The following is a 23,993-nucleotide window of genomic DNA, read 5'->3' as shown; positions in this document are numbered from 1 at the left end:
ACCGCCCATGTCCGACTTCCCGATGGCTACCCTGCACGCCCGCGCGCATGCGGACGACGAGACGCAGGTCCATACGCTGGACCTGCTGTCGCCGTGGGCGCTCGCATCCGATCTGCCGCTGGCTGCGGAGCACCGGGCACCGGTGCGGCGTGCCCTGAACGGGCTGCTGCATGCGCTCGATGCACCGCCAGCCGACGCGCTCGCGTTGATCGAGCTGGCCCTGGCAGGCCTGCCGGACGAATGCACGCGCCCGCTCGACATGCGCGCCACCGACACCCCGCTGTCGCCGGAGGAAGTGCAGGACTACGACCGTTATTTCGGATTGCGCCATGTGGACAGCGACGCGCCCGGCCTGTGCCTGGTACGCAGCCTGCTCGTCATGAGCCGCGCCTTCATCGCGCTGTGCGCATCCACCGATGGTCTGGATGGCGAGGCGATGCAGGTGCAGAAGGACGGCCTGCGCTGTCAGGTCGCGCTGATCGCGCGGGTTCTGGCTCTCGACCTGGAAGGTGCCGACTGATGGACATGAGCGCCGCGCGCACGATATGGCAGGGCTTCCACTGGACCTTCTTCATCGATGTGCAGGGACTGGTGCTGAGCCTGGCGCGCTTCGGCGACGCGCTCACCCGCGGCTGCATGGACAGCGCGCGCATCGAACTGCGCAGCGCCGCCACCCTGCTGCGCGCGTCCGGCGCAGCGATGAAGCTGGCCGGCAGCTTTTCGCCGTCGGAGTACAACGACGAGGTCCGGCTGTCCATGATGCCGCCCGGCGTGCGCTCGGACAATTTCAGCGGTCTCATGTCCTGGGACCACGCGCGGCTGATGCGGCTGTGGCAGGAACTGAGTCCGCGCCTGGGCGATCTGCCGGCGGCGCTGGACGACGACCACGAACATTTCGTGCAGGCCTTCGTCGCCATGATCACCGCGCATCGCGAGGTGTGCCGCCGCTTCGTCGGCGAGGACAGCGGCAGCCTGCGTTCCAGCGACTGCGCGGTCGGCATACTGGAAAAAGTGCTGCGCAGCCGGCTCAAGCTGATCGACCCGCAGCAGCGCCATGCGGTCTGCCCCTTTTCCGGACGGACCGCCTCATGACGCTGCCCGCGCACGACACTGCCGGCTCGCCGCGACACGGCGCGGCCGCGTCCTCCGGTGAAGCGCCCGCGCAGCGGCCGCAGAACCGGGCCATCGACGCCTACCCGCTGTCCGCGACCCAGCGCGGCATGCTGTTCCACAGCCTGCTGCAGCCGGACAGCGGCGTCTATGTGGTACAGCTCGCCTTCACGCTGCGCGGCCCGCTTGATGAAGCGGCCTTCGACGCCGCCTGGCAGGGTCTCGCCGCCCGTCACGACGTGTTGCGCACCGCCTTCGCCTGGGAAAAGCTGGCGGCACCGCTGCAGGTGGTGGGCGCGCACGTGCGCCTGCCGGTGCGCGTCGACACGCTGGCGGCGGCCGATGCCGATGCGGCCATGCGCGAATGGATGGACGCTGATCGTCGGCGCGGCTTCAGACTGTCCGCCGCACCGCTGATGCGGGTGCAGGCCTTCCGGCTCGGCGACGATGTCCATCGCGTCATCTGCACTCACCACCACATCCTGCTCGACGGCTGGTCGCTGCCGCTGCTGCTGCGCGACTGGCAGGCGCTGTACGCGGCGGCGCGTGCCGGCCGCGCGGCCGATCTGCCGCCGGCCCCGCGCTTCCGCAGCCACATCGACTGGCTGGCGCGACAGGACCGCGCCGCCGCACTCGATTTCTGGCGCGCAGAACTGGCGGATGTGCTGCCCGACCGCGCGCGCGAAGGCATGGCCGACATCGGCGCGAGCGCATCCACCTGCACCGCGCTCACACTGTCCGGCGTCGACAGCGATGCCATCCACGCGCTGGCGCGTTCGCTGCGCATCACCACCGGCTGCGTGCTGCAGGGCGCCTGGGCGGTGCTGCGCGCACGGCTGACCGGGCGCGACGACATCGTATCCGGGCTGACCCGTTCCGGGCGACCGATGTCGCAGCCCGGCGCCGATGCGACCGTGGGCCTGTACATCACCACGCTGCCGATGCGGCTGCGCATCGATCCGCGCCAGCCTCTGGCCGACTGGCTGCAGTCGCTGCAGACGCGCCTGCTCGCGCAACAGGCGCACGAGCATCTGGCGCAGGCCGATCTGCCCGACACCCGCGGGCTGTACGACAGCATCGTGGTGATCGAGAACTACCCGCTCGGCAGCCGCGCCACCGATGCGGAAGGTCTGGCGCTGTGCGATGTGCAGGTGGTGGAACAGACCCACCATCCGCTCAATCTGTTCGCGCTGCCGGGCGAACGGATCGAACTGAAGCTGCTGCACGATGCACAGCGCCTGGACATGCCGGCCGCGCGCGACATGCTGGATCGCCTGGCCGCGCTGCTGCGGCAGTTCTGCGCCCGGCCCGAAGCCGCGCTGCACCGTTTCGACGCCTGCGCGGACGCCGCGACGCTGCAGTCTGGCCTGAGCCTCACCGCCGCCCGGCGTCCTACCCAGAGCGCCGGGCAGCGCATCGCACTGCAGGCGGCTGCCCAGCCGGCTGCAATCGCCGTGCAGGACGCACAGGGCGCCATCGATTACGCCACGCTTTACGCGCGCGCCGGCCTGCTTGCGAGCAGGCTGCATGCGCTGGATATCGGCCGTGGCGACGTGGTGGCCATCTGCTGCCGGCGCACGCGCGAACTGCCGCTCGCCCTGCTCGCCGTCATGCGTGCCGGGGCCACCTGGCTGCCGCTGGATCCGGCCATGCCGCCGGCCCGCCTGCGCGACATGATCGAGGACAGCGGCGCGCGCGCCGTGCTGCAGCATGCGGCCACCGCCGATCTGCTGCCGTTCTGGCGCGGCGCGCGCGTGGATATCGACGATGCCGGCGCGGTGGCACCGGTTCAGGCGGTGAGCCGAGAAGCCAGCCACGGCGACGATGCCGCCTATCTCATCTACACCAGCGGCAGCACCGGCCGGCCCAAGGGCGTGCTCATCAGTCAGACCAATCTGGCCAATCTGCTGCAAGGCATGCAGGAACGCCTGTCGCTGACCGCCGCCCCGCACTGGCTGGCGGTCACCTCGCCGTCCTTCGACATCGCGATGCTGGAACTGCTGCTGCCTCTGTACTGCGGTGGCCGCGTGTTCGTTGCCGACGAGGACACGGTGCGCGACGGCCACCGGCTGGGCGCACTGCTCGAGCGCGAGGCGCTCACCCATATGCAGGCCACGCCGGCCGGCTGGAGACTGCTGCTGGCCGCCGGCTGGCGCGGCCGGCGCGGACTGACCGCGCTGTGCGGCGGCGAGGCGCTGGACAGCGCGCTGGCACGCGACCTTCTGGCACGCGTCGATGCACTGTGGAATGTGTATGGTCCGACCGAAACCACCATCTGGTCGGCGGCGCTCAGGATGACGCCGGATCTGTTGACCGGCACGCAGGCACCGATAGGCCAGGCGCTGGCCAATACCAGCCTGCATGTGGTCGATGCGCAGGGGCGGCCGGTACCGCCGGGCGAAGCCGGCGAACTGCTGATCGGCGGACTGGGGGTCAGTCCCGGCTACCATCGCCGCCCGGCGCTGACCGCCGAACGCTTCGTGCCCGCGCCGCTCGCACCGCCCTCGCCGCGTCCCGACAGCCTCACCATCTCGCCGCGTGTGTACCGCACCGGCGACCGGGTGCGGCTGCGCAGCGACGGCCTGCTCGACTGCCTGGGACGCGACGACCGGCAGGTGAAGCTGCGCGGCTACCGCATCGAACTGGATGAGATCGAGGCGCGGCTGCGCCTGCTGCCGGGGGTGGACGACGCCGCGGTGGTACTTCAGGGCGAAGGCGACGACGCCCGGCTGGTCGCCTTCCACACCGGACTCGCGAGCGAGGCGGCGCTGCGCGCCGACCTCGCGGAACAGCTTCCGCCGTGGATGGTGCCGTCGCGACTGCAGGCGCTGCCGGCGCTGCCACAGACCACCAGCGGCAAGACCGACCGCCGTGCCTTGCAGTCGATGCAGGCCAGCCCGGCCGCAGCGCAGCAGGACGCGCGCGGAGACACCGAACGCCAGTTGCTCGCGCTGTGGCGCAGCGTGCTCGGGCGCGACGACGTCGGCGTGCACGACAACTTCTTCGACGCCGGCGGTCATTCGCTGCTGGCACTGAGCGTGCAGGGCCGGCTGAAGACCGAACTGGGCCTGGAGCTGCCGCTGGTGGACCTGTTCCGCCTGCCCACCGTGGCCGCACTCGCCCGCCATGTGGACGCGCAGCGCACCGCGTCCGCAGCGCAGGCCGACCCGGCGGGAAGCGACGACGCACGACTGACCGGACGACAAAGACTGGCCCGCCGCCGCATGCAGCAGGCGGCAGGTACGCAGGTGAATGGATGATGAACGACACGCTGGACAGCCACCCCGGCGACGCGAGCGCCGAAGGCAGCCTGGATATCGCACTGATAGGCATGGCCGGGCGTTTCCCCGGCGCGGCCACGGTCGATGAGTACTGGCGCAATCTGATCGATGGCGTTGAATCCATCGTCGAACTGGATGCCGACGCCTTGCGGAGCCAGGGCCTGGATGCAGCGACGCTGAATGACCCGTCCTGGAAGCGCGTCGGCGCGCCGATCGCCGGCAGCGACCTGTTCGATGCGGGCTTCTTCGGCTACAGCCCGCGCGAGGCGGAAATTCTCGATCCGCAGCAGCGCCTGTTCCTGGAATGCGCGTGGCACGCGCTGGAAGACGCCGGCCACGATGCGGCGCAGGGCGGCGCACGGGTCGGCGTGTTCGGCGGTGCCGGCATGAATGGCTATCTGTTCAATGTCTATGGCAATGCGCAGTTGCGCGGCGCGGTCAGCCCGTACGAACTGTTCCTGTCCAATGACAAGGATTTCCTGACCACGCGCGTGTCGTACAAGCTCGCTCTCACCGGTCCCAGCGTCGCGGTGCAGACGGCCTGCTCGACCTCGCTGGTCGCCGTGCATCTGGCCTGCCAGAGCCTGCTCGCCGGCGAATGCGACATGGCGCTGGCGGGCGGCGTTGCGCTGTCGCGCCAGCTCGGCTACCGCGTGCAGCAAGGTGGCATCCACGCGCCGGACGGCCATTGCCGCGCCTTCGATGCCGAGGCCGCCGGCACCGTGCCGGGCAATGGCGTGGCGCTGGTGGTACTCAGGCGGCTGGATGACGCGCTGCGCGACGGCGACCGCATCGTCGCCGTGATCAAGGGATCGGCCATCAACAACGACGGCGCCGGCAAGGTGAGCTTCACCGCGCCCGGCGTGGATGCCCAGGCCGAAGTGATCGCCTCGGCACTGGCGGCCGCCGGCGTATCCGCGGACAGCATCGGCTATGTCGAAGCGCATGGCACCGGCACCGCGATCGGCGATCCGATAGAGATCGCGGCGCTCACGCGTGCCTTCGGCAAGCAGGGCTCGCTGCCGGCCGGGTCCTGCCTGATCGGCTCGGTCAAGACCAATATCGGCCATCTCGACGCGGCGGCCGGCGTGGCCGGTCTGATCAAGGCCGCGTGCGCGGTGCGCGACGGCCTCATCCCCGCTTCGCTGCATTTCCGCACGCCCAATCCGCACATCGATTTCGCGCGCACGCCGTTCCGCGTGGCCGCCGAACGGCACGCATGGACGGCGCCGCTGCGCCGCGCCGGCGTCAGTTCCTTCGGCATCGGTGGCAGCAATGCGCATGTCGTGCTGGAACAGCCGCCGGCGCGTGCATCGACGCCGGATGCGCGAGCGCAACTGCTGCCGCTGTCGGCGCGCAGCGATGCCGCGCTTGCCACGCTGGCGGACACGCTGGCGCGTCATCTGGAACGCAGGCCGGAGCAGGCACTGGCCGATGTCGCGTGGACCCTGCAGCAGGGCCGGCGCGACTTTGCTCGCCGCGGCTACGTCGTCGCCAGCGATGTACCGCAGGCGATCGAAGCGCTGCGCGCGATGCAGCCGGCCGGCGCTGCCGAACGCCCGCATCTGCTGTGGCTGTTCACCGGCCAGGGCAGCCAGAAGGCCGGCATGGCACGCGCGCTGTACGACGACGAACCGGTGTTCCGCGCAGCGCTCGACCGGTGCGCCGCCCGCCTCGATGCCCGCCTGGGCTGCAGCCTGATCGGTCTGCTGTGCAGCGAAGACGCGTCGTCCGCCGCCCTGCTCGACCAGACGCGCTGCACCCAGCCCGCGCTGTTCGCCTTCGAATACGCGCTGGCACAACAGTGGCTGTCGCGCGGCGTCAAGCCGGATGCCCTGCTTGGCCACAGCCTGGGCGAGTACGTGGCCGCCTGCATCGCCGGCATCTTCGAACTCGAACCGGCGCTGGATCTGATTGCGCTGCGCGCCCAGGCCATGCAGGACATGGCGCCCGGCGTCATGCTGGCGGTGATGGCCGACGCCGACGCGGTGTCCGACTGGCTGGATGACGACAGCGCGGTCGCCGCGGTGAATGCGCCGGGCACTTGCGTGCTGGCCGGACCGGAAGCGTCGATGGCGCGCTGCGAACTGCATGCGCAGGCGGCCGGCATCGCCTGCCAGCGGCTGCGCACCTCGCACGCCTTCCACGCGCCCGGCATGCGCGCCGCGGCCGAAGCACTGGCAGGCATCCTGCGCGACATGACGCTGCGTGCGCCGCAGATGCGCATGCTGTCGAATCTGAGCGGCGACTGGCTGAGCGCGGAACAGGCGACCGACCCCGATTACTGGGCGCAGCACATGCTGGGCCGCGTGCGCTTTGCCGACTGCCTGACCCGGGCCGCCGCGCTGCCCGCGCCGTACGCGCTGGAAATCGGCCCCGGCGACACACTCGCCGTGCTGGCACGCCAGAACGGCATCGCCGCCGTCGCCAGCCTGCCGCCGCGCCTGCCGGCACCGCATGCGCTGCTGCAGGCGCAGGGCGCACTGTGGCAGGCCGGCGTGAGCATGGACTGGCGCGCGCTGCATCGCGGCCGGCGACTGCGCGTATCGCTGCCGGGCTACCCCTTCGAGCGCCAGCGCTACCACGTCGATGCACCGGATGCGGCGACCTTGCAGGCTGCGGCCGCCGTCAGTGGACACGATGCGGCGCGCGCATGGCTGCCGGCCTGGACCCGCATCGCGCGGCTGGCGCCGCTGCCGCCGGTGGCCACGCAGCAGACCTGGCTGCTCATCGCCGATGGCGGCGGTCTGGCCGAAGCGCTGGCACGGCAGATCGAAACCGCCGGCTTCAATGTATTCATCGCGCAGGCGGGCGAAACCTACTCGCAGCTCGACTACCGCGCCTTCGCCTTGCGGCCGGCGCAGCCGGACGATCACAGCGCGCTGCGCGCCGCACTCGATGCGCGCGGCATGCCGCCCGCCGTCATCGTCGATTGTGCCGCGCTGGACGGCAGCGCGGCCGATGTACACATGGCGCGGCTGAGAGCGCTGGCACAGGCCTGGTCGGAAGCCGCCACACCGATGCGGCTGACCGTGCTCACCCGTCGTGGCTGCGCACCGACCGGGCGCGCCGACGTCGATGCCGAACAGGCGGCGCTGCAGGCCATGACCCAGGTCATCCCGCAGGAGTACCCGCAGATCGGTGCCCGGCTGATCGATATCGACGATGCGCAGCGGCACACCGCCGAGGCGCTGTGGGCCCTGCTGCGCACCGACGACGCGCCGCCGCTGCTCGCGCTGCGCGACGGCATCACCTGGCGGCTGGATTACGCGGCACTCGATCTGCCGGCGCTGCCCGCCGGTCTGAATCGCGGTGTGCGCAAGCGAGGACGCCATGTCGTGATCGGCGACTTCGCGCGCGGTCTGGGCGCGGTGTGGGCACGCCGGCTGGCGCGCGAATGCGGCCAGGTGGTGCTGGTATCGGCCAGCCTGCCCGGCGCGGCCGTGCCGCAGGCACTGGTGGACGAATGCCGCGCGCTCGGTGCCGACGTGACCGTGCTGGACGCCGACATCGCCCGACCGGACAGCATTGCCGCCGCCTTTGAAAGCGCGGCTTCGGCGCAGGCGCTGGCCGGTGTGTTCGTGAGCCTGCCCACCACGCACGAACAGTCAGCCGCGCCGCTGGCGCTGATGCAGCCGGATCACCTGGCCTACAACCGGCGCAGCCGTCTCGAACTGCTGACTGCGGTGGCCGCCGCCGCGCAGACGCACGTACCCGCCTGGGTGTGCGTGCAGTCCTCGCTGTCGGCGGTACTCGGCGGCATCGGTCTCGCGCCCTATGCCGCGGCCAATCACATGCTGGATGCCGAGGTGCTGCGTCGCTGCGCCGGCAACGGACGCACCGCCTGGTACGCCATCCAGTGGGACGCCGCGCGCAGCCACGATCACGCGCCGTCGCAGGAAGGCGGACGCGCCGCCAGCCTGCAGGAACACGCGCTGGACGACGACGACATCTGGACCCTCACCACCGGTCTGCTGGCAGTGGCCGAACCGGGCGTCTATGCCGCTTCGCGCGGCGATCTGCAGGCGCGCCGTCTGCACTGGCTGCACAGCGAAGGACGCGCCGCGCAGCAGACGCCGGCGGGCGCCGCTGCCTATGCGCGCCCGGCGCTCACAACGGCGTATGAGGCACCGCGCAACGAGGTCGAACGCACGATTGCCACGCTGTGGCAGGAATTGCTGCGGCTGGACCGCGTCGGCATCCACGACAGCTTCTTCGACCTCGGCGGCCACTCCCTGCTCGCCATCCAGGCCATAGGCCGGCTGCGCCAGTCCTTCCCGGTGCAGCTCGAGCTGCGCGAACTGCTCGATGGCACGCCCACCGTGGCCGGCATCGCGGCGCTGGTGCAGGCGCAGTTGCCGGATGCGCAGGAACTGGACCGCATGGCGGCGCTGCTGGCCGAAATCGACGCGCTGTCCGGCGACGAAGTGGCGCAGGCCCTGGCATCAGATCGGGACGCGACGGCACGCGCGCAACAGATTCCACCGGCTTCCGACGCATGAGTACCTTCTTCGAACAACTGGCCCGGCTCTCACCCGACAAGCGCGCGCTGCTCGAGCGGCGTCTGGCCGAACAGGGCTTTCTGTCCGCCCTGCCCGAGCGCATCGCGCCGCGCCCGCCGGGCAGTCCGTCGCCGCTGTCCTTCGCCCAGCACCGGCTGTGGTTCGTGCAGCAGCTCGATCCGGACAGCACCGCCTACAACGTGTCCACTGTGCTGGCACTGGATGGCACGCTGGATGCGGCCGCGATGCAGCGCAGCCTGCATGCACTGGTGGAGCGGCATGAAGTGCTGCGCACCCGCTTCGTCGGCGACGCGCAGGGGCAGCCGCAACAGATGGTCGACGCCGTTCCGGATGACCTGCTGCCGCTGCAAGACCTGTCCGGCGCCGCCGACGCGGAAGCCGCGGCGCGCGCGCGCGTGGCCGCCCTCACCCGGCCGCCTTTCGATCTTGCCCGCGTGCCGCTGCGCTGCGCGCTGATCAAGGTAGCCGCCACGCGCCACCTGCTGGTGCTCGCCACCCATCACATCGTGTGCGACCGCTGGTCGGTCGGCGTCTTCCTGCGCGAACTGGCCACGCTGTACCGCGCCGCCTGCCGCAAGGAGCCGTCGCCGCTCGCGCCACTCGCCATCCAGTACGCCGACTGGGCCGCATGGCAGCGCGATACGCTGGATGGCGCCGAACTGCAGAAGCTGTCCGACTACTGGATGCGCCAGCTCGGCGCCGGGTCTGACAATGAGTCGGGCAAGGCGCTGCCACTGCTCGACCTGCCGTACGACCGCCCGCAGCCGCGCATCGCCGACGATGCCGGCGCCTGGCACGCACTGGCGCTGCCGGCCGGGCTGTCGGATGCGCTGCGCGCACTCGCGCAGCACCGGCAGACCACGCTGTTCGCGCTGCTGCTCGCGGCCTTCAACATCCTGCTCGCGCGCTATGCCGACAGCGAGGACATCGTGGTGGGCAGCGACATCGCCAACCGCGAGCGGCCGGAAACCGCCGACATGATCGGCCTGCTGGTGAATACCCTGGTGCTGCGCAACGACCTGTCGGGCAATCCGCGCTTCGGCGAATTGCTGGCACGCGTGCGCCAGACCGTGCTCGACGCGCTGGCGCATCAGGCGATGCCGTTCGAAAAGCTGGTCGAACTGCTCAATCCCGAGCGCCGCGCCGACCAGCTCATGCCGCTGTTCCAGGCCAAGTTCGACCTGCAGCTCGCCAATGTGAAGCCGGTGACGCTGGACGGCCTCACGCTGAGCCGCGAAACGCCGCCGGATGAGCGCACAAAGTACCTGCTGCGCATGAACCTGCAGGACACGCCGGAGGGCATCTGCGGCCAGATCGAATACAGCCGCGCGCTGTTCGACGCCAGCACCATCGCCCGCATGGCACGCCACTTCGGCAATCTGCTGGCCGCCATCGTGGCCGCGCCGGATGCGCCGATACGCGAACTGCCGCTGATCGACGCCGACGAGCGGCGCGCGCTGCTGATCGCGCTCAACGACAGCGCGCGCGACCATGCGCCAATCGCGTCCATGCATGCGCTGATCGCGGCCCAGGTCGCGCGCACGCCGGATGCCATCGCGGTCAGCGCGGCCGATGGCAGCGGCGCGCTGAGCTACCGCGAACTGGATGCGCGCGCCGATGCGCTGGCGGCGCGGCTGCGTGCGCTCGGCGCGCGCACCGACCAGCCGGTGGGCGTGTGCATGCCGCGCACGCCGCGCCTGCTGGTGGCATTGCTGGCGGTGCTCAAGTCCGGCGCCTGCTATGTGCCGCTGGACCCCGACTACCCGGCCGAGCGGCTGGCGCTGATCGCCGCCGACGCCGGCCTCGATCTGCTGCTGGTGGATGCGCAGGCACAGGCCACGCTGCCGCTGTCGGTCGACGGCGTGGCGTGCATCGCGGTGGACGACGCACCGGCCCCCGCCACGACCACGGCCTTGCCTGACGCCGCCGCCGGCGACCTCGCCTACGTCATCTACACCTCGGGCTCGACCGGCCGGCCCAAGGGTGTGGCGATCGAGCATCGCAGCGCGGTGGCCATGCTGCAGTGGGGGCTGTCCGCCTTCACCGCGGACGAACTGGCCGGCACGCTGGCCGCCACGTCGATCTGTTTCGATCTGTCGGTGTTCGAACTTTTCCTGCCGCTGTGCTGCGGCGGGCGCGTCATCCTGGTCGACAACGCGCTCGCACTGGCCGGCCTCGACCGCGGCTGCGGCATCACGCTGGTGAACACCGTGCCCAGCGTGCTGAACCGGGTGCTCAACACCGGCGGCATTCCCGACAGCGTGCGCGTGGTGAATCTGGCGGGCGAGCCGCTGCCACCGGCGCTGCTGGAGCGGCTGCGCGACCTCGGTCATGTGCGGCGTGCCTGCAATCTGTACGGCCCGTCGGAAGACACCACCTATTCCACCTGGACCAGCGTGGACCTGACGCGGCCGCTGCCGCCCATGGTGCGCGTGCCGATAGGCCGGCCGATCGACAACACCCAGGCCTATGTGGTCGATGGCATGAACCAGCCGGTGCCGCCCGGCGTGCCGGGCGAATTGCTGCTCGGCGGTGCGGGACTGGCGCGCGGCTATCTCGGCCGGCCGGAACTGACCGCGGCCAGCTTCGTGCCCAATCCCTTCGTCGCCGACGGTGCGCCGTCAGCGCGCGTCTACCGCACCGGCGACCGCGTGCGTCTGCGCGCCGACGGCCAGCTCGAATTCCTCGGCCGGCGCGACGACCAGGTCAAGATACGCGGCTATCGCATCGAAACCGGGGAAGTCGACGACGCGCTGCGCCGCCATCCCGCAGTGCGCGACGTGGTGGTGAGCGCACAGCGCGTGGCGGGCGATCTGCAGCTCGTCGCACACGTCGAAACCGACGCACCGGTGGCTGCCTTGCGCGACCATCTGGCGCAACGCCTGCCGCACTGGATGGTGCCGACGCAATTCCTGATCATGAGCGCATTGCCGCGCCTGCCCAATGGCAAGGTGAACCGGCACGCGCTGCCGACGGTCGACGCGGTGGATCACGCGCCGGTTGCGCTGGCGCCGCGCAGCCCGCTGGAGGCGACGCTGGCCGCGCTGTGGCAGGACGTCCTGGGCCGGCCGGTCGGCGTGAGCGACAGCTTTTTCGAACTGGGCGGCCATTCGCTGCTGGCGATGGAACTGGTGGTGCGCTGCGAGCGCGCGCTGGGCCGCAGCGTGCCGCTGCGCGCATTGTTCGCATCGCCCACGGTGGCCGGCCTCGCCGACTGGCTGAACGAACACGCGCCGGATGCGCTGCACGGCGGCGCGCGCAGCGCCTTGCAGCCGGATCCGGCACGCCGCTTCGAGCCCTTCCCGCTGACCGACATCCAGCAGGCCTATCTGATCGGCCGCAACGCCGCCTTCGAACTGGGCAATGTCGCCACCCACGGCTACCGCGAAATCGAAGTGAGCGGCGTGGACGTGGCCGCGGTCGAGCGCGTGCTGAATGCGCTGGTCGAGCGGCACGACATGCTGCGCATGATCGTGGTCGACACCACGCAGCAGCGGGTGCTGCCGGAGGTGCCGGCGGTGACCGTCGCCCGACACGACCTGCGCGCACTCGAGTCGGGGACGCGCCGCGAAGCGCTGGCCGCCACGCGCGAACGGCTGTCGCACCAGATGTTCGATCCGCGCCGCTGGCCGCTGTTCCAGATCGACGCCTCGCTGTTGCCGGATGACAGGGTGCGCTTCCATGTCAGCTTCGACGTGCTGATCGGCGACGCATGGAGCTTCCAGTTGCTCGGACGCGAACTGGCGCAGGGCCTGCTCGGACTCACACCCGAACCGCTTGCACTCGCCTTCCGCGACGTGATGCTGGCGGAACAGGCGCAGCGGCAGACGGCAGTGCATGCGCGCGCCGAACAGTACTGGCGGGACCGGCTGGACACACTGCCGCCGGCACCCGAACTGCCGCTCACCATGGCGCCCTCGCAAGTGCGCACACCGCGCTTCACGCGCCGCGGCAGCCGGCTTCCGGCGACAGCATGGTCGGCGCTGCAGGCACAGGCGCGCCGCCACGGCCTGACGCCGTCCACCACGGTGCTCGCGGCATTTGCCGACGCGCTGGCCGAACTTGCACGACAGCCGGCGTTCACGCTCAACCTCACGCTGTTCAACCGGCCCGCGCTGCACGCCGACGTGAAGCGTCTGGTCGGCGACTTCACCGCTTCGCTGCTGCTGCAGGTGGCGCCGCGCCCCGGCATGCCTTTCGCTGCACGCGCCCACGCGCTGCAGGCGCAACTGTGGGCCGACCTGGAGCACCGTTCGGTGAGCGGCGTACAGGTACAGCGCGAACTGGCACGCAAGCTCGGCCGCGGCGGCGGGGCGCTGATGCCGGTGGTATTCACCAGCACGCTGGGCCAGAGCGCCCGCCCGAGCGGCGATGCGCGCTGGCAGGCCGAAGTGGTGCATGCCGTGAGCCAGACTTCGCAGGTCTATCTCGATCACCAGGTGTCGGAAGTCGATGGCGCGCTGCAGGTGAACTGGGACACCATCGACGCACTGTTCCCGCCCGCCATGCTGGACCATCTGGTGGCGCGCCACGCGGCACGGCTGCAGGCGCTGGCCAGCGACGACGCGGCATGGACCACGCAGGCGGCGGATGTTTCGGCCGGCGACTGGCTGCCCGCCTTCAACACGGTGCCGAGCGCGCTGCGTCCGGATGGCCGCACGCGGCTGCACACGCTGTTCTTCGACGCCGCCCGTCGTCACGCCGACCGCGCAGCCGTCGTCACGCCGACGCGCACGCTGAGCTACGGCGATCTCGCGGACGAGGTGCGTGCACTGGCGGCCCGCCTGCACGAGCAGGGCGTGAGCGCACAGGATCTGGTGGCGGTATCCATCGCCAAGGGCTGGCAGCAGGTGGTGGCGGTACTGGCCGTGCTGGCGGCAGGCGGCGCCTATGTGCCGATAGACACCGGCCTGCCGCGCGCGCGCCGCGACGAACTTGTCGCCGACACCGGCGCGCGCGTGCTGCTGGTGGCCGAAGGCTGCACGCTGGAGTGGAGCGGCGAGTCCTCGACCGGCGCTGTGGTCCGCCTCGCCGTCGCGGCCCACCCGACAGGCGTGCGCCTGGCCGACGAGGACATCGCGGGCGGTGAGGATGGCGCGCTCGCCTATGTCATCTACACCTCGGGTTCGACCGGCATGCCCAAGGGCGTCATGATCGACCACCGCGGCGCGGTGAATACCGTGCTCGACATCAACGCGCGCCACGCGGTGGGACCGGACGATCGCGTGTTCGGCCTGTCGGCGCTGAATTTCGACCTGTCGGTGTGGGACATCTTCGGCACGCTGGCGGCCGGCGCCGCGCTGGTGCTGCCGGCGGCGGACAGCCTGCAGCAGCCGCATCGCTGGCGCGAGCAGTTGCGCCGCGAACGCGTCACCATCTGGAATTCGGTACCGGCACTGGCGCAGTTGCTGGCCGATGCGGCCGACCCCGACATCGGCGACGCGACGCTGCGCCTGGTCATGATGAGCGGCGACTGGATACCGCTGGCACTGCCGGCGGCGCTGCGCAGCCATTTCCCGCAGGCGCGGCTGGTTTCGATGGGCGGCGCGACCGAAGCATCGATCTGGTCCATCGACCATCCGATCGGCGACGTCGACCCCGACTGGCGCAGCATTCCGTACGGCCGGCCACTCGCCAACCAGCAATGGTATGTGCTGGACGAGCGCATGCAGCCGCGGCCGCCCGGTGTGCCCGGCCGGCTGTGGATAGGCGGCATCGGCGTGGCGCGCGGTTACTGGCGCCGGCCGGAACTGAGCGCGCAGCGCTTCGTGCCCAATCCGCTGCCGCTGTCGCTGGCCGGCCTGCCGGACGATGCCGACGACGTGCTGCGTCGCGGCGCCTCGCTGCTTTACGACACCGGCGACATGGGCCTGTACCGTGCCGACGGCACGCTGGAATTCCTCGGCCGCGAGGACCACCAGGTCAAGCTCAACGGCTACCGCGTCGAACTGGGCGAGATCGAATCGGTGCTGCAGCAGCATCCGTCCATCGCCGCGGCAGCGGTCGCAGTGCATGGCCGACCGCCGTCGCTCACCGCCTACATCGTGCCGGCACTGCCGTCTGCCGGCGACGGCACGGCGGACGGCGAGAACCTGCATTCGCCGCTGGACCGCCTCGACTTCAAGCAGCAGCACCGCGGCTGGCCGGCGTCCACCGGCGACGCCGGCATCGCGCTGGCGGGCGGCGACGATGCGGCCGCCGCGATATGCCGGCAGAGCCACCGGCGCTTCAGCGCGCGGCGCATCGCCTTCGCCGATTTCGGCCGCTGGCTGTCGGCGCTGCGCGCGCACACGGTCACCGGTGCGCCGCTGCCCAAGCTGCGCTATCCGTCGGCCGGCACGACCTACCCGGTGCAGGCCTGGCTGGAAGTGAAAGCGGATCGCATCGAAGGTCTGGCCGCCGGCTGGTATGTCTATCACCCGGGCGAACACCGGCTGCTGCCGGTGGCGGCACCGGCGTCGGATGCCGCGCACTACGGCCCGAACCGCGCTGTGCACGAAGGCAGCGCCTTCGGCCTGTTCCTGATCGCGCGCCGCTCGGCCATCGAACCGCTCTATGGCGAACGCGCGCGCGATCTCGCGCTGATCGAGGCCGGCCACATCGCGCAACTGCTGATGGAAGAGGCATCGCTGGCCGATCTGGGTCTGACGCCGGTGGCCGGTCGCGGTCTGCCCGATGTCGCGGCACTGCTCGACCTGGATGACGACCACCTGCCGCTGTACGGCCTGCTGGGTGGCGCGGTGGACACTGACTGGCATGCGCGCTGGCAGGCTCTCGACCGCCCGGCCGCAGGCAGTGCCACGCTGGACCAGGCATTGACCGGCTGGCTGCGCGAGCGCTTGCCCGCCTACATGGTGCCGGCGCGCATCCAGCTCATGGCGGCACTGCCGCTGAGCGCCAATGGCAAGGTCGACCGCAAGGCCCTGCCCGAACCCGGCACCGGCGGCGCGCGGCAACATGTCGCGCCGCGCAGCGAACTCGAAGCGGGCATCGTCGCGCTGTGGCAGGAACTGCTGGCGGTCGACCGCGTCAGCGTGGATGACGACTTCTTCGCGCTGGGCGGCCATTCCCTGATCGCCATGCAACTGATGGCGCGACTGCGCGAGCGCTACGCGGTCGACCTGACGCTGGCGCGCATGCTCGGCGCGCTCACCCCGGCCACCCAGGCGGCGCTGATCGCCGGACTGCAGGCCGCCGCGCCGGCGCATGAGGGCCGCGACGACGAACGCATCGAGCGGGCCGACGAACTGTCCGCGCTCGACGGACTGAGCGACGACGCGGTCGATGCCCTGCTGGCCGACATGATGGCGGCACAGGACAGGCCGGCATGACCGACGCCGCGGGTTCCCTGACCGGACTGACGCCGGAACAGAAGCGCGCGCTGCTGGCGCGCATGCTGGCCGAGCGCGAACAGGCGCAGCGGCGCTGGCCGCTCAGCCCGGCACAGCGCCGGCTGTGGTTCATGGCGCGCCTGCAGCCGGACAGCACCGCCTATCACATCCCGGCCGCGCTGAAGCTCGACGGCGCGCTCGATGTCGCGGCGCTGACCCGGGCGCTGAATGCGGTGATCGCACGCCACGATGCACTGCGTGCCCGCTTTCCGGACGAGGACGGCGAGCCCTGGCAGGACATCCGGCCGCAACTGCGGCTCGAACTCGCGCTGCGCGACCTCGCGCACGAGGGGGACATCGCGCCCGCACTGCGGGCGCTGTCGGCCGCGCCCTTCGATCTGGCGCAGGACGCGCCGGTACGCGCGCAACTGCTGCGCCTGGCGCCAGAGCGACATGTTCTGCTGCTGTGCCTGCATCACATCGTCGCCGACTACGATTCGCTGCGCCTGCTGCTGAAGGACATCGCGCTGCTGTACGGCGCGCCGGACACCACATTGCCGCCGCTGCCCATCCGCTATGTCGATTACGCCGTCTGGCAGCAGTCGCGCGCCGACCGGCACAAGACCGAGCTGGATTTCTGGCTGCGCACGCTGGCCGACCCGCCGCCACCGCTCGCGCTGCCCACCGACCGGCCGCGCCCGGCGGTGATCGGTTCGGCCGGCGGCCGCATCGCATGGACGCTGGACGATGCGCTGGCCGACGCGGTGCGCCAGTGCGCGCGCCGCCATAGCGCCACCGTCTATGCGGTGCTGCTGGCCGCACTCGATGCGCTGCTGTACCGCCATACCGGGCAGGACGATTTCCTGGTCGGCACCACCGCGTCGAATCGCGAGCGGCCGGAAACGCGCGAGCTGATCGGCCTGTTCGTGAACAATCTGGTGCTGCGCGCCCGGCTCGACGGCGACACCCCTTTCGACCTGCTGATCGCGCGCACGCGCGACACCGTGCTGGCCGCCTTCGCGCACCAGTCGCTGCCCTTCGAACAACTGGTGGACAGCCTGCGCGTCGAGCGCCGGCTGGACCGCCACCCGCTGTTCCAGATCATGTGCGTGCTGCACGCGGGTGCGCCGCGCGACATCGAACTGCCCGGCCTGAAACTGGGTGCGGTCGATGCCGATGTCGCAAGCACGCGCTTCGACCTCACGCTTGACGTGGTGGACGCGGGCCAGGGTGCGATGCAGGGCTTCATCGAATACAGCCGCGAACTGTTCGAACCGGTCACCGTGCGCCGCTTCGGCGAGCAGTTGCAGACGCTGCTGCGCGCGGTGGTGGCGCAGCCGTCGCTGCGGGTAAAGGACATCCCGCTGTGCGCACCCGACACGCGCGACGCACGCCCGCTGCACGGCCCGCTGCGCGCGCTGCCGGCCGGCGGGCTGGCCGCGCTGTTCGAGCGCGTACGCGCCGCCCATCCGGACCGCACCGCGGTCGAATGTGGCGGCGAGCGACTGGATTACCGCATGCTGCATCGCCGCGCCGACGCACTGGCTGCCGCGCTGCGCGCGCGCGGTGTCGCGCCGGGCATGCGCGTCGCGCTGTGCCTGCCGCGCGGCGTTCTGCTGCCGGTGGCGCTGCTCGCCTGCATCAAGAGCGGTGCGGTATGGGTGCCGTTGGATCCGCGCCAGCCGCTCTCCCGGCTGCACGCCATGGTGCAGGACGCCGGCTGCGTGCTCGCCCTGACCGACGGCCGGCGGCCGGCGCCAGAGCTGGGCTGCCCGCTGCTGCACGCGGATGCGGTGGCCGACGCAGCGTGGCCCGAGGCCGCGCCAGCGGACGACGCTGTCGCCTACCAGATCTACACCAGCGGCAGCACGGGTGCGCCCAAGGGCGTGGCGATCACGCGCGCCGCGCTGGCCAATCTGCTGCAGGCGGTGGCGCACACGCCCGGGATGACGGCGAGCGACACCCTGCTCGCGCTCACCACGGTGAGCTTCGACATCGCGCTGCTGGAACTGCTGCTGCCGCTCACGCTGGGGGCGCGGCTGCTCGTCGCCGACGACGACGCGGTGGGCGATGGCGCGCGCATCGCCACCCTCATCCGCGAACACGCGGTCACCCATGTGCAGGCCACGCCGGCGGGTTGGCAACTGCTGCTCGACACAGGATGGCAGGCGCACGACGGCCTCACGCTGCTGTGCGGCGGCGAGGCCCTGCCGGTCGCGCTGGCCGCGCGCCTGATCGCGGGCGGCGCCGCGCTGTGGAATATGTACGGTCCGACCGAAACCACCATCTGGTCGGCCGCGCTGCCGGTGACGCGCGCGCGCATCGCGGGCGGTGGCACGACCGTGCCGGTGGGCGGGCCGCTGGACAATACCTGGCTGGCAGTGGTCGATGAGGCCGGCCGGCCCGTGCCGCCGGGCGTTGCCGGCGAACTGCTGATCGGCGGCATGGGGCTGAGCCCGGGCTATGCCGGACGACCCGACCTCGATGCGCAACGCTATATCGCGTGGACCGACCCGAACGGCCGCACGCAGCGCGCCTGCCGCACCGGCGACCGGGTGCGACGGCGCGCCGACGACAGTTTCGCCGACGACAGTTTCGAATTCCTCGGCCGGCTCGACCACCAGATCAAGCTGCGCGGTTTCCGCATCGAACCGGGTGACATCGAAGCGGCCGCGCTCGCGCACGACGGTGTGGCGCAGGCGCTGGCCGGCCTGCACGCAGCATCCGGCCAGGAGCCCCGGCTGGTGCTGTGGCTGCGCCCGCACGACCCGGCGGGCGACCGCGAAGCGCTGACGGTGGCGCTGCGCGAGCACCTCGCGCGCCGTCTGCCCGCCTACATGCTGCCGTCGGCACTGGTCATGCTCGACGCTTTCCCGCTCAATGCCAACGGCAAGGTGGACCGCAAGGCGCTGCCAGCCCCCGATGCACAGCCGCACCGCGCGGCCGGCCGACCGCCGCAGGGCGATATCGAATGCCGGCTGGCCGCCTTGTGGAGTGCGCTGCTGCCGCAGCCGCTGCACAGTGCGAACGACGACTTCTTCGAACTGGGCGGTCACTCACTGCTCGCCGCGCGCATGATTGCCCGCGTGCACAAGGACTTTCCGGAAAGCGAGGCGCGGGTGTCGCTGCGCGCGCTGTTCGAGCGTCCGACGCTGGCCGGTTTCGCCGCGCTGCTGAGTGCGCCCACGCCCGCTGCCGGCACCGGGCCGGAGCGGATCCGCATCGCGCCGGCCGACCGCAGCCGGCCGCTGCCGCTGTCCTCCGCCCAGCAACGCCAGTGGGTGCTGGCGCAACTGGAACCGGACAGTCCCTTCTACAACATACCCGCCGCGCTGCGCGTGCGCGGCGCAGTCAGCGCGCAGCGCCTGCAGCAGGCGCTGGATGCGCTGTGCGCGCGACACACCTTGCTGCGCAGCGCCTACCCGGCGCACGACGGCCAGCCCACGGTGACCGTCGCCGACGGACTGTCGCCACGCCTCGAGCAGCGCGACCTCGCCGCGCTGCCGGCCGGCGAGCGCGAGGCGGCCGCGCGCGCCGAACTGGAACGTTGTGCGCGCCAGCCCTTCGATCTTGCGCAGCCACCGCTGTGGCGTGCGCTGCTGCTGAGCACCGGCGAAGGCGAGCATGTGCTCATGCTGGTGGTGCATCACATCCTGGCCGATGCCTGGTCCATGGGCCTGCTGCTGCGCGAACTGATCGCGCTGTACGGCGGCGATGTGCTGACGCCACCGCCCTTGCAGTACGCCGACTACGCCGCCTGGCAGCGCGCGCGCGACACCGCCCCGCAGGTCGAGTGGTGGCGCGGTCAGCTCGCTGGCGCGCCGCGCCTGCTCGAACTGCCGACCGATTTCCCGCGCCCGGCCGTGCAGTCGAGCACCGGCGCATCGGTGCGCTTCGCGCTGCCGGCTGAGGTGCGCGATGCCTTCGCTGCGCTGGCACGCGACGCGCAGGCCACGCCCTTCATGGCCTGGCTGGCGCTGTTCGACCACCTGCTGGCGCTGTACAGCGGCGCGCAAGACATCGTCGTCGGCACGCCGGTCGGCCATCGTCCGCATCCCGACCTGGATGCGATACCCGGCCTGTTCGCCAATACGGTCGCTCTGCGCACCGACCTGTCCGGCATCGACGACTTCCCGTCGCTGCTGGCGCGTGTGCGCGGCGTGGCACTGGACGCCTTCGCGCACGCGGAGGCGGAACTGGATGCGGTAATCGACGCTCTGGCGCTGCCGCGCAGCTTCGCGCACGCGCCGCTGTTCCAGGTCCTGTTCCAGTGGCAGCCGGCGCAGCCGCTGCCGGCGGCCCCCGACGGTGCGTTCATCGAGCCGCTGCCGCTGGAGGGCGGACACAGCAAGTTCGACCTGCAGCTCACGCTGGCCGATGCCGCGCATGGCCTCGACGCGCGCATCGACTTCCGCGGTGACCTGTTCCGCCGCGACACGGTGGAACAGATGGCGGCACTGTTCGGCTGGCTGGCGCAGCAGATCGCCGACGATGCGCGGCCGCCGCTGTCCGCCCTTTCGCTGCGGTCGCCAGCGACGCAGGCGCTGACGCGTAGCGGGCTCGCCACCGCGCTCGACCATGATCGCCGCCTGAGCCTGCACCGGTGCCTGGAACGCCAGGCCGGCGACACGCCGCACGCGCCGGCGCTGTGGGCCGGCGATGTCGCGCTCGATCACGCCGCGCTGCATGGCCACGCCAATGCGCTGGCGCACGCGCTGATCGCCGCAGGCATCCGTCCGGGCGACCGCGTCGGCCTGTGCATGCAGCGCGATGCCGCGCTGGTGGTGGCCCTGCTGGCGGTGCTGAAGACCGGTGCCGCCTATGTGCCGCTGGATCCGGCCTATCCGGCCGCCCGTCTCGCCGCCATCGTCGACAACGCGCAACCGGCCGCCGTACTGTGCAGCGCCGGGGTCGAACTGCCGCCGCTGCCGGCGAACTGCCTGCGCATCGAGACCGGATTGCCGGCCGCGCGGCGCGAGGACGCGCCACAGGTGATATGCCGGCCAGAGGACGTGGCCTACATCATCTACACCTCGGGCTCCACCGGCCAGCCCAAGGGGGTCACCATCGAACACCGGCAGGCGGTGGCGCTGATCGCCTGGGCGCGCCAATGCTTCGATGCCGACAGCCTGCGCGGCGTGCTGGCGTCAACGTCGATCTGCTTCGATCTGTCCGTGTTCGAAATCTTCGTGCCGCTGGCGTGCGGCGGCGCCGTGGTGCTGGCGCGCGACGTGCTGCAACTGCCCGAACTGGACGCGCGCGAGCGGGTGACGCTGATCAACACCGTGCCCACGGCCGCCGCCGAACTGCTGCGCCTGGGACCGCTGCCCGCCTCGGTGAACACGCTGGTGGTGGCCGGCGAGCCGGTGCCACCCGCCCTGGTCGACGCGGTGTTCGCGCAAACGCCAGTGCGCCGCATGGTGAATGGCTACGGCCCGTCGGAAGACACGACCTACTCCACCTTCGCCGACCTCGCACCCGGCATGCTTCAGGTGCCGATAGGCCGGCCGATCGCCAACAGCCGCGCTCATGTGCTGGACGAACATCTGCGTCCGGTCGCGCCCGGCATGTGCGGCGAACTGTATCTAGCGGGCGAAGGCGTGGCGCGCGGCTACTGGGCGCGGCCCGACCTCACGGCCGAACGCTTCCTGCCCAATCCGCTGGCCGATGGCGTGGATGACCGCGACACGCTGCTCTATCGCAGCGGCGACCGCGTGCGGCTGCGCGCCGACGGCACGCTGGATTTCCTCGGCCGGCTGGATCACCAGGTGAAGGTGCGCGGCTTCCGGATCGAAACCGGCGACGTCGAAGCCGCGCTGCTCACTGCTCCCGGCGTGCGGCAGGCGGTGGTGGCGGTGCGCGGCGACGACGCCGGCCACCGTCGCCTGATCGCCTGGGTGGAGCGCGACGACGACCAGGCGGCCAGTGCGGCGCTGCGCAGCCATCTGCGCAGCCGTCTGCCCGACTTCATGCTGCCGTCGGCCTTCGTCACGCTGCCGGCGCTGCCGCGTCTGCCCAATGGCAAGATCGACCGCGCGGCGCTGCCGCTGCCGGTGTTCGAGCCGGCAGCGAGCGACGACACCCCGGACGCCAACGACGACCGCGCCGTGCTGCTCGGCATCTGGCGCGGCGTGCTGGGACGGCCGGATCTGCGCGCCGACGACAACTTCTTCCAGGCCGGCGGCGATTCCATTTTGGCGATACAGGCGGTGGCGCGCGCGCGCGAGGCAGGCTTCGCAATGGCGCCGCGCGACGTGTTCCTGCACGGCAGCGTGGCCGCGCTGGCGGCGCATTGCCGACGCAGCGCACAGCGCGCGCAGCCGGCACGCGCGCCGCTGCATGGCGAGGTCGCGCTGACACCGGCGCAGCGCCATTTCTTCGATCTCGCGCTGGAACATCCGGCGCACTGGAACCAGAGCCTGCTGCTGGCCTCGCGCGAGGCGCTGGACGAAGGCCTGCTCGCGCAGGCGCTCGCGCATCTGCAGGACGCGCACGACGTGCTGCGCGCGCGTTTCGAGCGCGCCGGCGACGGCCGCTGGCGGCAGGTGTTAGGCTACGTGGCGGCCAGCGCTACTGCGGACGTGGCGGCGATTCCGCTCACCGTGATACGGCAGCGCTGCGACGACGCGGCAGCCTGCATCGCGCGCCACGCCGAGGCCGCGCACGCGAGCTTCGATCTGGCGCGCGCACCGCTGTGCAAGGTCGTGCTGTTCGATCTCGACACGCCACACGGCCCGGTGCATCGCCTGTTAATCGCCTGCCACCATCTGCTGATCGACGGCGTGTCCTGGCGCATCCTGCTGCAGGACCTGCAGACGCTGTACGTCGCGCTCAAGCGCGGCCAGCCGCCCGCGCTGCCACCGCGCACCGCCTCGCTCGCCGACTGGACCGGCTGGCTGGCGGCACGGCTGCCGCGCTTCGAACAGCAGCGCGCCTACTGGCAGGCACAGTCGCAGGCCACGCTGCCGCTGCCGCGCGATCACGCATCGGACGACAACACGATGCGCAGTGCCGCCACCGTCAGCGTGGCGCTCGACGCCGATGCCACGCAAGGCCTGCTGCATGATCTGCCGCGCGTGCACCGCGCGCGCATCGACGAACTGCTGCTGACCGCGCTGCGCGACACGCTATGCGCGTGGACCGGTCAGGACGCGCTGCAGTGCATGCTGGAAGGCCACGGCCGCACCGTTGCCGATGCGGACGACGCACCGGACCTCACCCGCACGATGGGCTGGTTCACCGCCTTCCATCCGCTGCGCCTGACGCGCGTCGACGGCGACGACAACGCGGCCATCCGCTCGGTGCGCGCCGCGCTGGCCGCGGTGCCGGATGGCGGCATCGGTCACGGCGTGCTGCGCGCGCCCGGCGACGATGCGACGCTGCAGGCGCGACCGGAAGTGCGGCTGAACTACCTCGGTCAGACCGATGCGCTGTTCGCCGACGATGCACCCTTCTCGCCCGCACCGGAAAGCACCGGCCGCGCGCGCCATCCGGACGATGCACGCGACGTGCTGTTCGACGTCAATGCCCTGGTCGCGCGCGGCCGGTTGCACATGCACTGGAGCTACGGCAGCGCCCTCCACCGCGAGGACACGGTGCGGCGCCTGGCCGACGCCACGCTGGCCCGCCTGCGCGATCTGCTCGCGCACTGCCTGTCCGGTCGCAGCGACGGTGGCCTGCTGCCGCAGGACGTGCCGCTGATGCAGCTCGACGCCGCCGAACTGGATGCACTGCTCGACACGCTATAA

6 protein-coding genes are annotated in these 23,993 nt (G+C 71.4%); all 6 read left to right on the top strand.

What is annotated here, in order from left to right; genetic code table 11:
* Nucleotides 1–7 precede the first annotated feature (7 nt).
* The 6 genes from A3Q7_RS0101580 to A3Q7_RS19200 are packed head-to-tail and all read left to right on the top strand — an operon-like array spanning nucleotide 8 to nucleotide 23,993.
* Nucleotides 8–520 carry a hypothetical protein gene (locus A3Q7_RS0101580; protein ID WP_026224366.1) on the top strand — a complete coding sequence of 171 codons (513 nt, stop codon included), beginning with the start codon at nucleotides 8–10 and terminating at the stop codon, nucleotides 518–520.
* On the top strand, nucleotides 520–1,092 hold the full coding sequence (locus tag A3Q7_RS20880) for a hypothetical protein (protein ID WP_018410097.1): 573 nt from the start codon (nucleotides 520–522) through the stop codon (nucleotides 1,090–1,092). Before A3Q7_RS0101580 ends, A3Q7_RS20880 begins: the two co-directional genes overlap by 1 nt.
* Nucleotides 1,089–4,370: a non-ribosomal peptide synthetase gene (locus A3Q7_RS0101570; protein ID WP_018410096.1), complete on the top strand. Its 3,282-nt coding sequence runs from the start codon at nucleotides 1,089–1,091 to the stop codon at nucleotides 4,368–4,370. Before A3Q7_RS20880 ends, A3Q7_RS0101570 begins: the two co-directional genes overlap by 4 nt.
* Nucleotides 4,367–8,893, top strand: coding sequence for a type I polyketide synthase (locus A3Q7_RS19205; RefSeq protein ID WP_018410095.1), 4,527 nt, complete (start codon nucleotides 4,367–4,369; stop codon nucleotides 8,891–8,893). Before A3Q7_RS0101570 ends, A3Q7_RS19205 begins: the two co-directional genes overlap by 4 nt.
* A complete protein-coding gene (locus A3Q7_RS0101560; protein ID WP_018410094.1) occupies nucleotides 8,890–16,245 on the top strand; it encodes a non-ribosomal peptide synthetase in 7,356 nt (2,451 codons plus the stop codon). Before A3Q7_RS19205 ends, A3Q7_RS0101560 begins: the two co-directional genes overlap by 4 nt.
* On the top strand, nucleotides 16,242–23,993 hold the full coding sequence (locus A3Q7_RS19200) for a non-ribosomal peptide synthetase (protein ID WP_018410093.1): 7,752 nt from the start codon (nucleotides 16,242–16,244) through the stop codon (nucleotides 23,991–23,993). Before A3Q7_RS0101560 ends, A3Q7_RS19200 begins: the two co-directional genes overlap by 4 nt.

The organism is Methyloversatilis thermotolerans (assembly GCF_000372885.1).
Classification (GTDB): domain Bacteria; phylum Pseudomonadota; class Gammaproteobacteria; order Burkholderiales; family Rhodocyclaceae; genus Methyloversatilis; species Methyloversatilis thermotolerans.
Note: the sequence above shows the minus strand (reverse complement) of the source record. Positions and strands in the feature narration are given on the sequence as shown.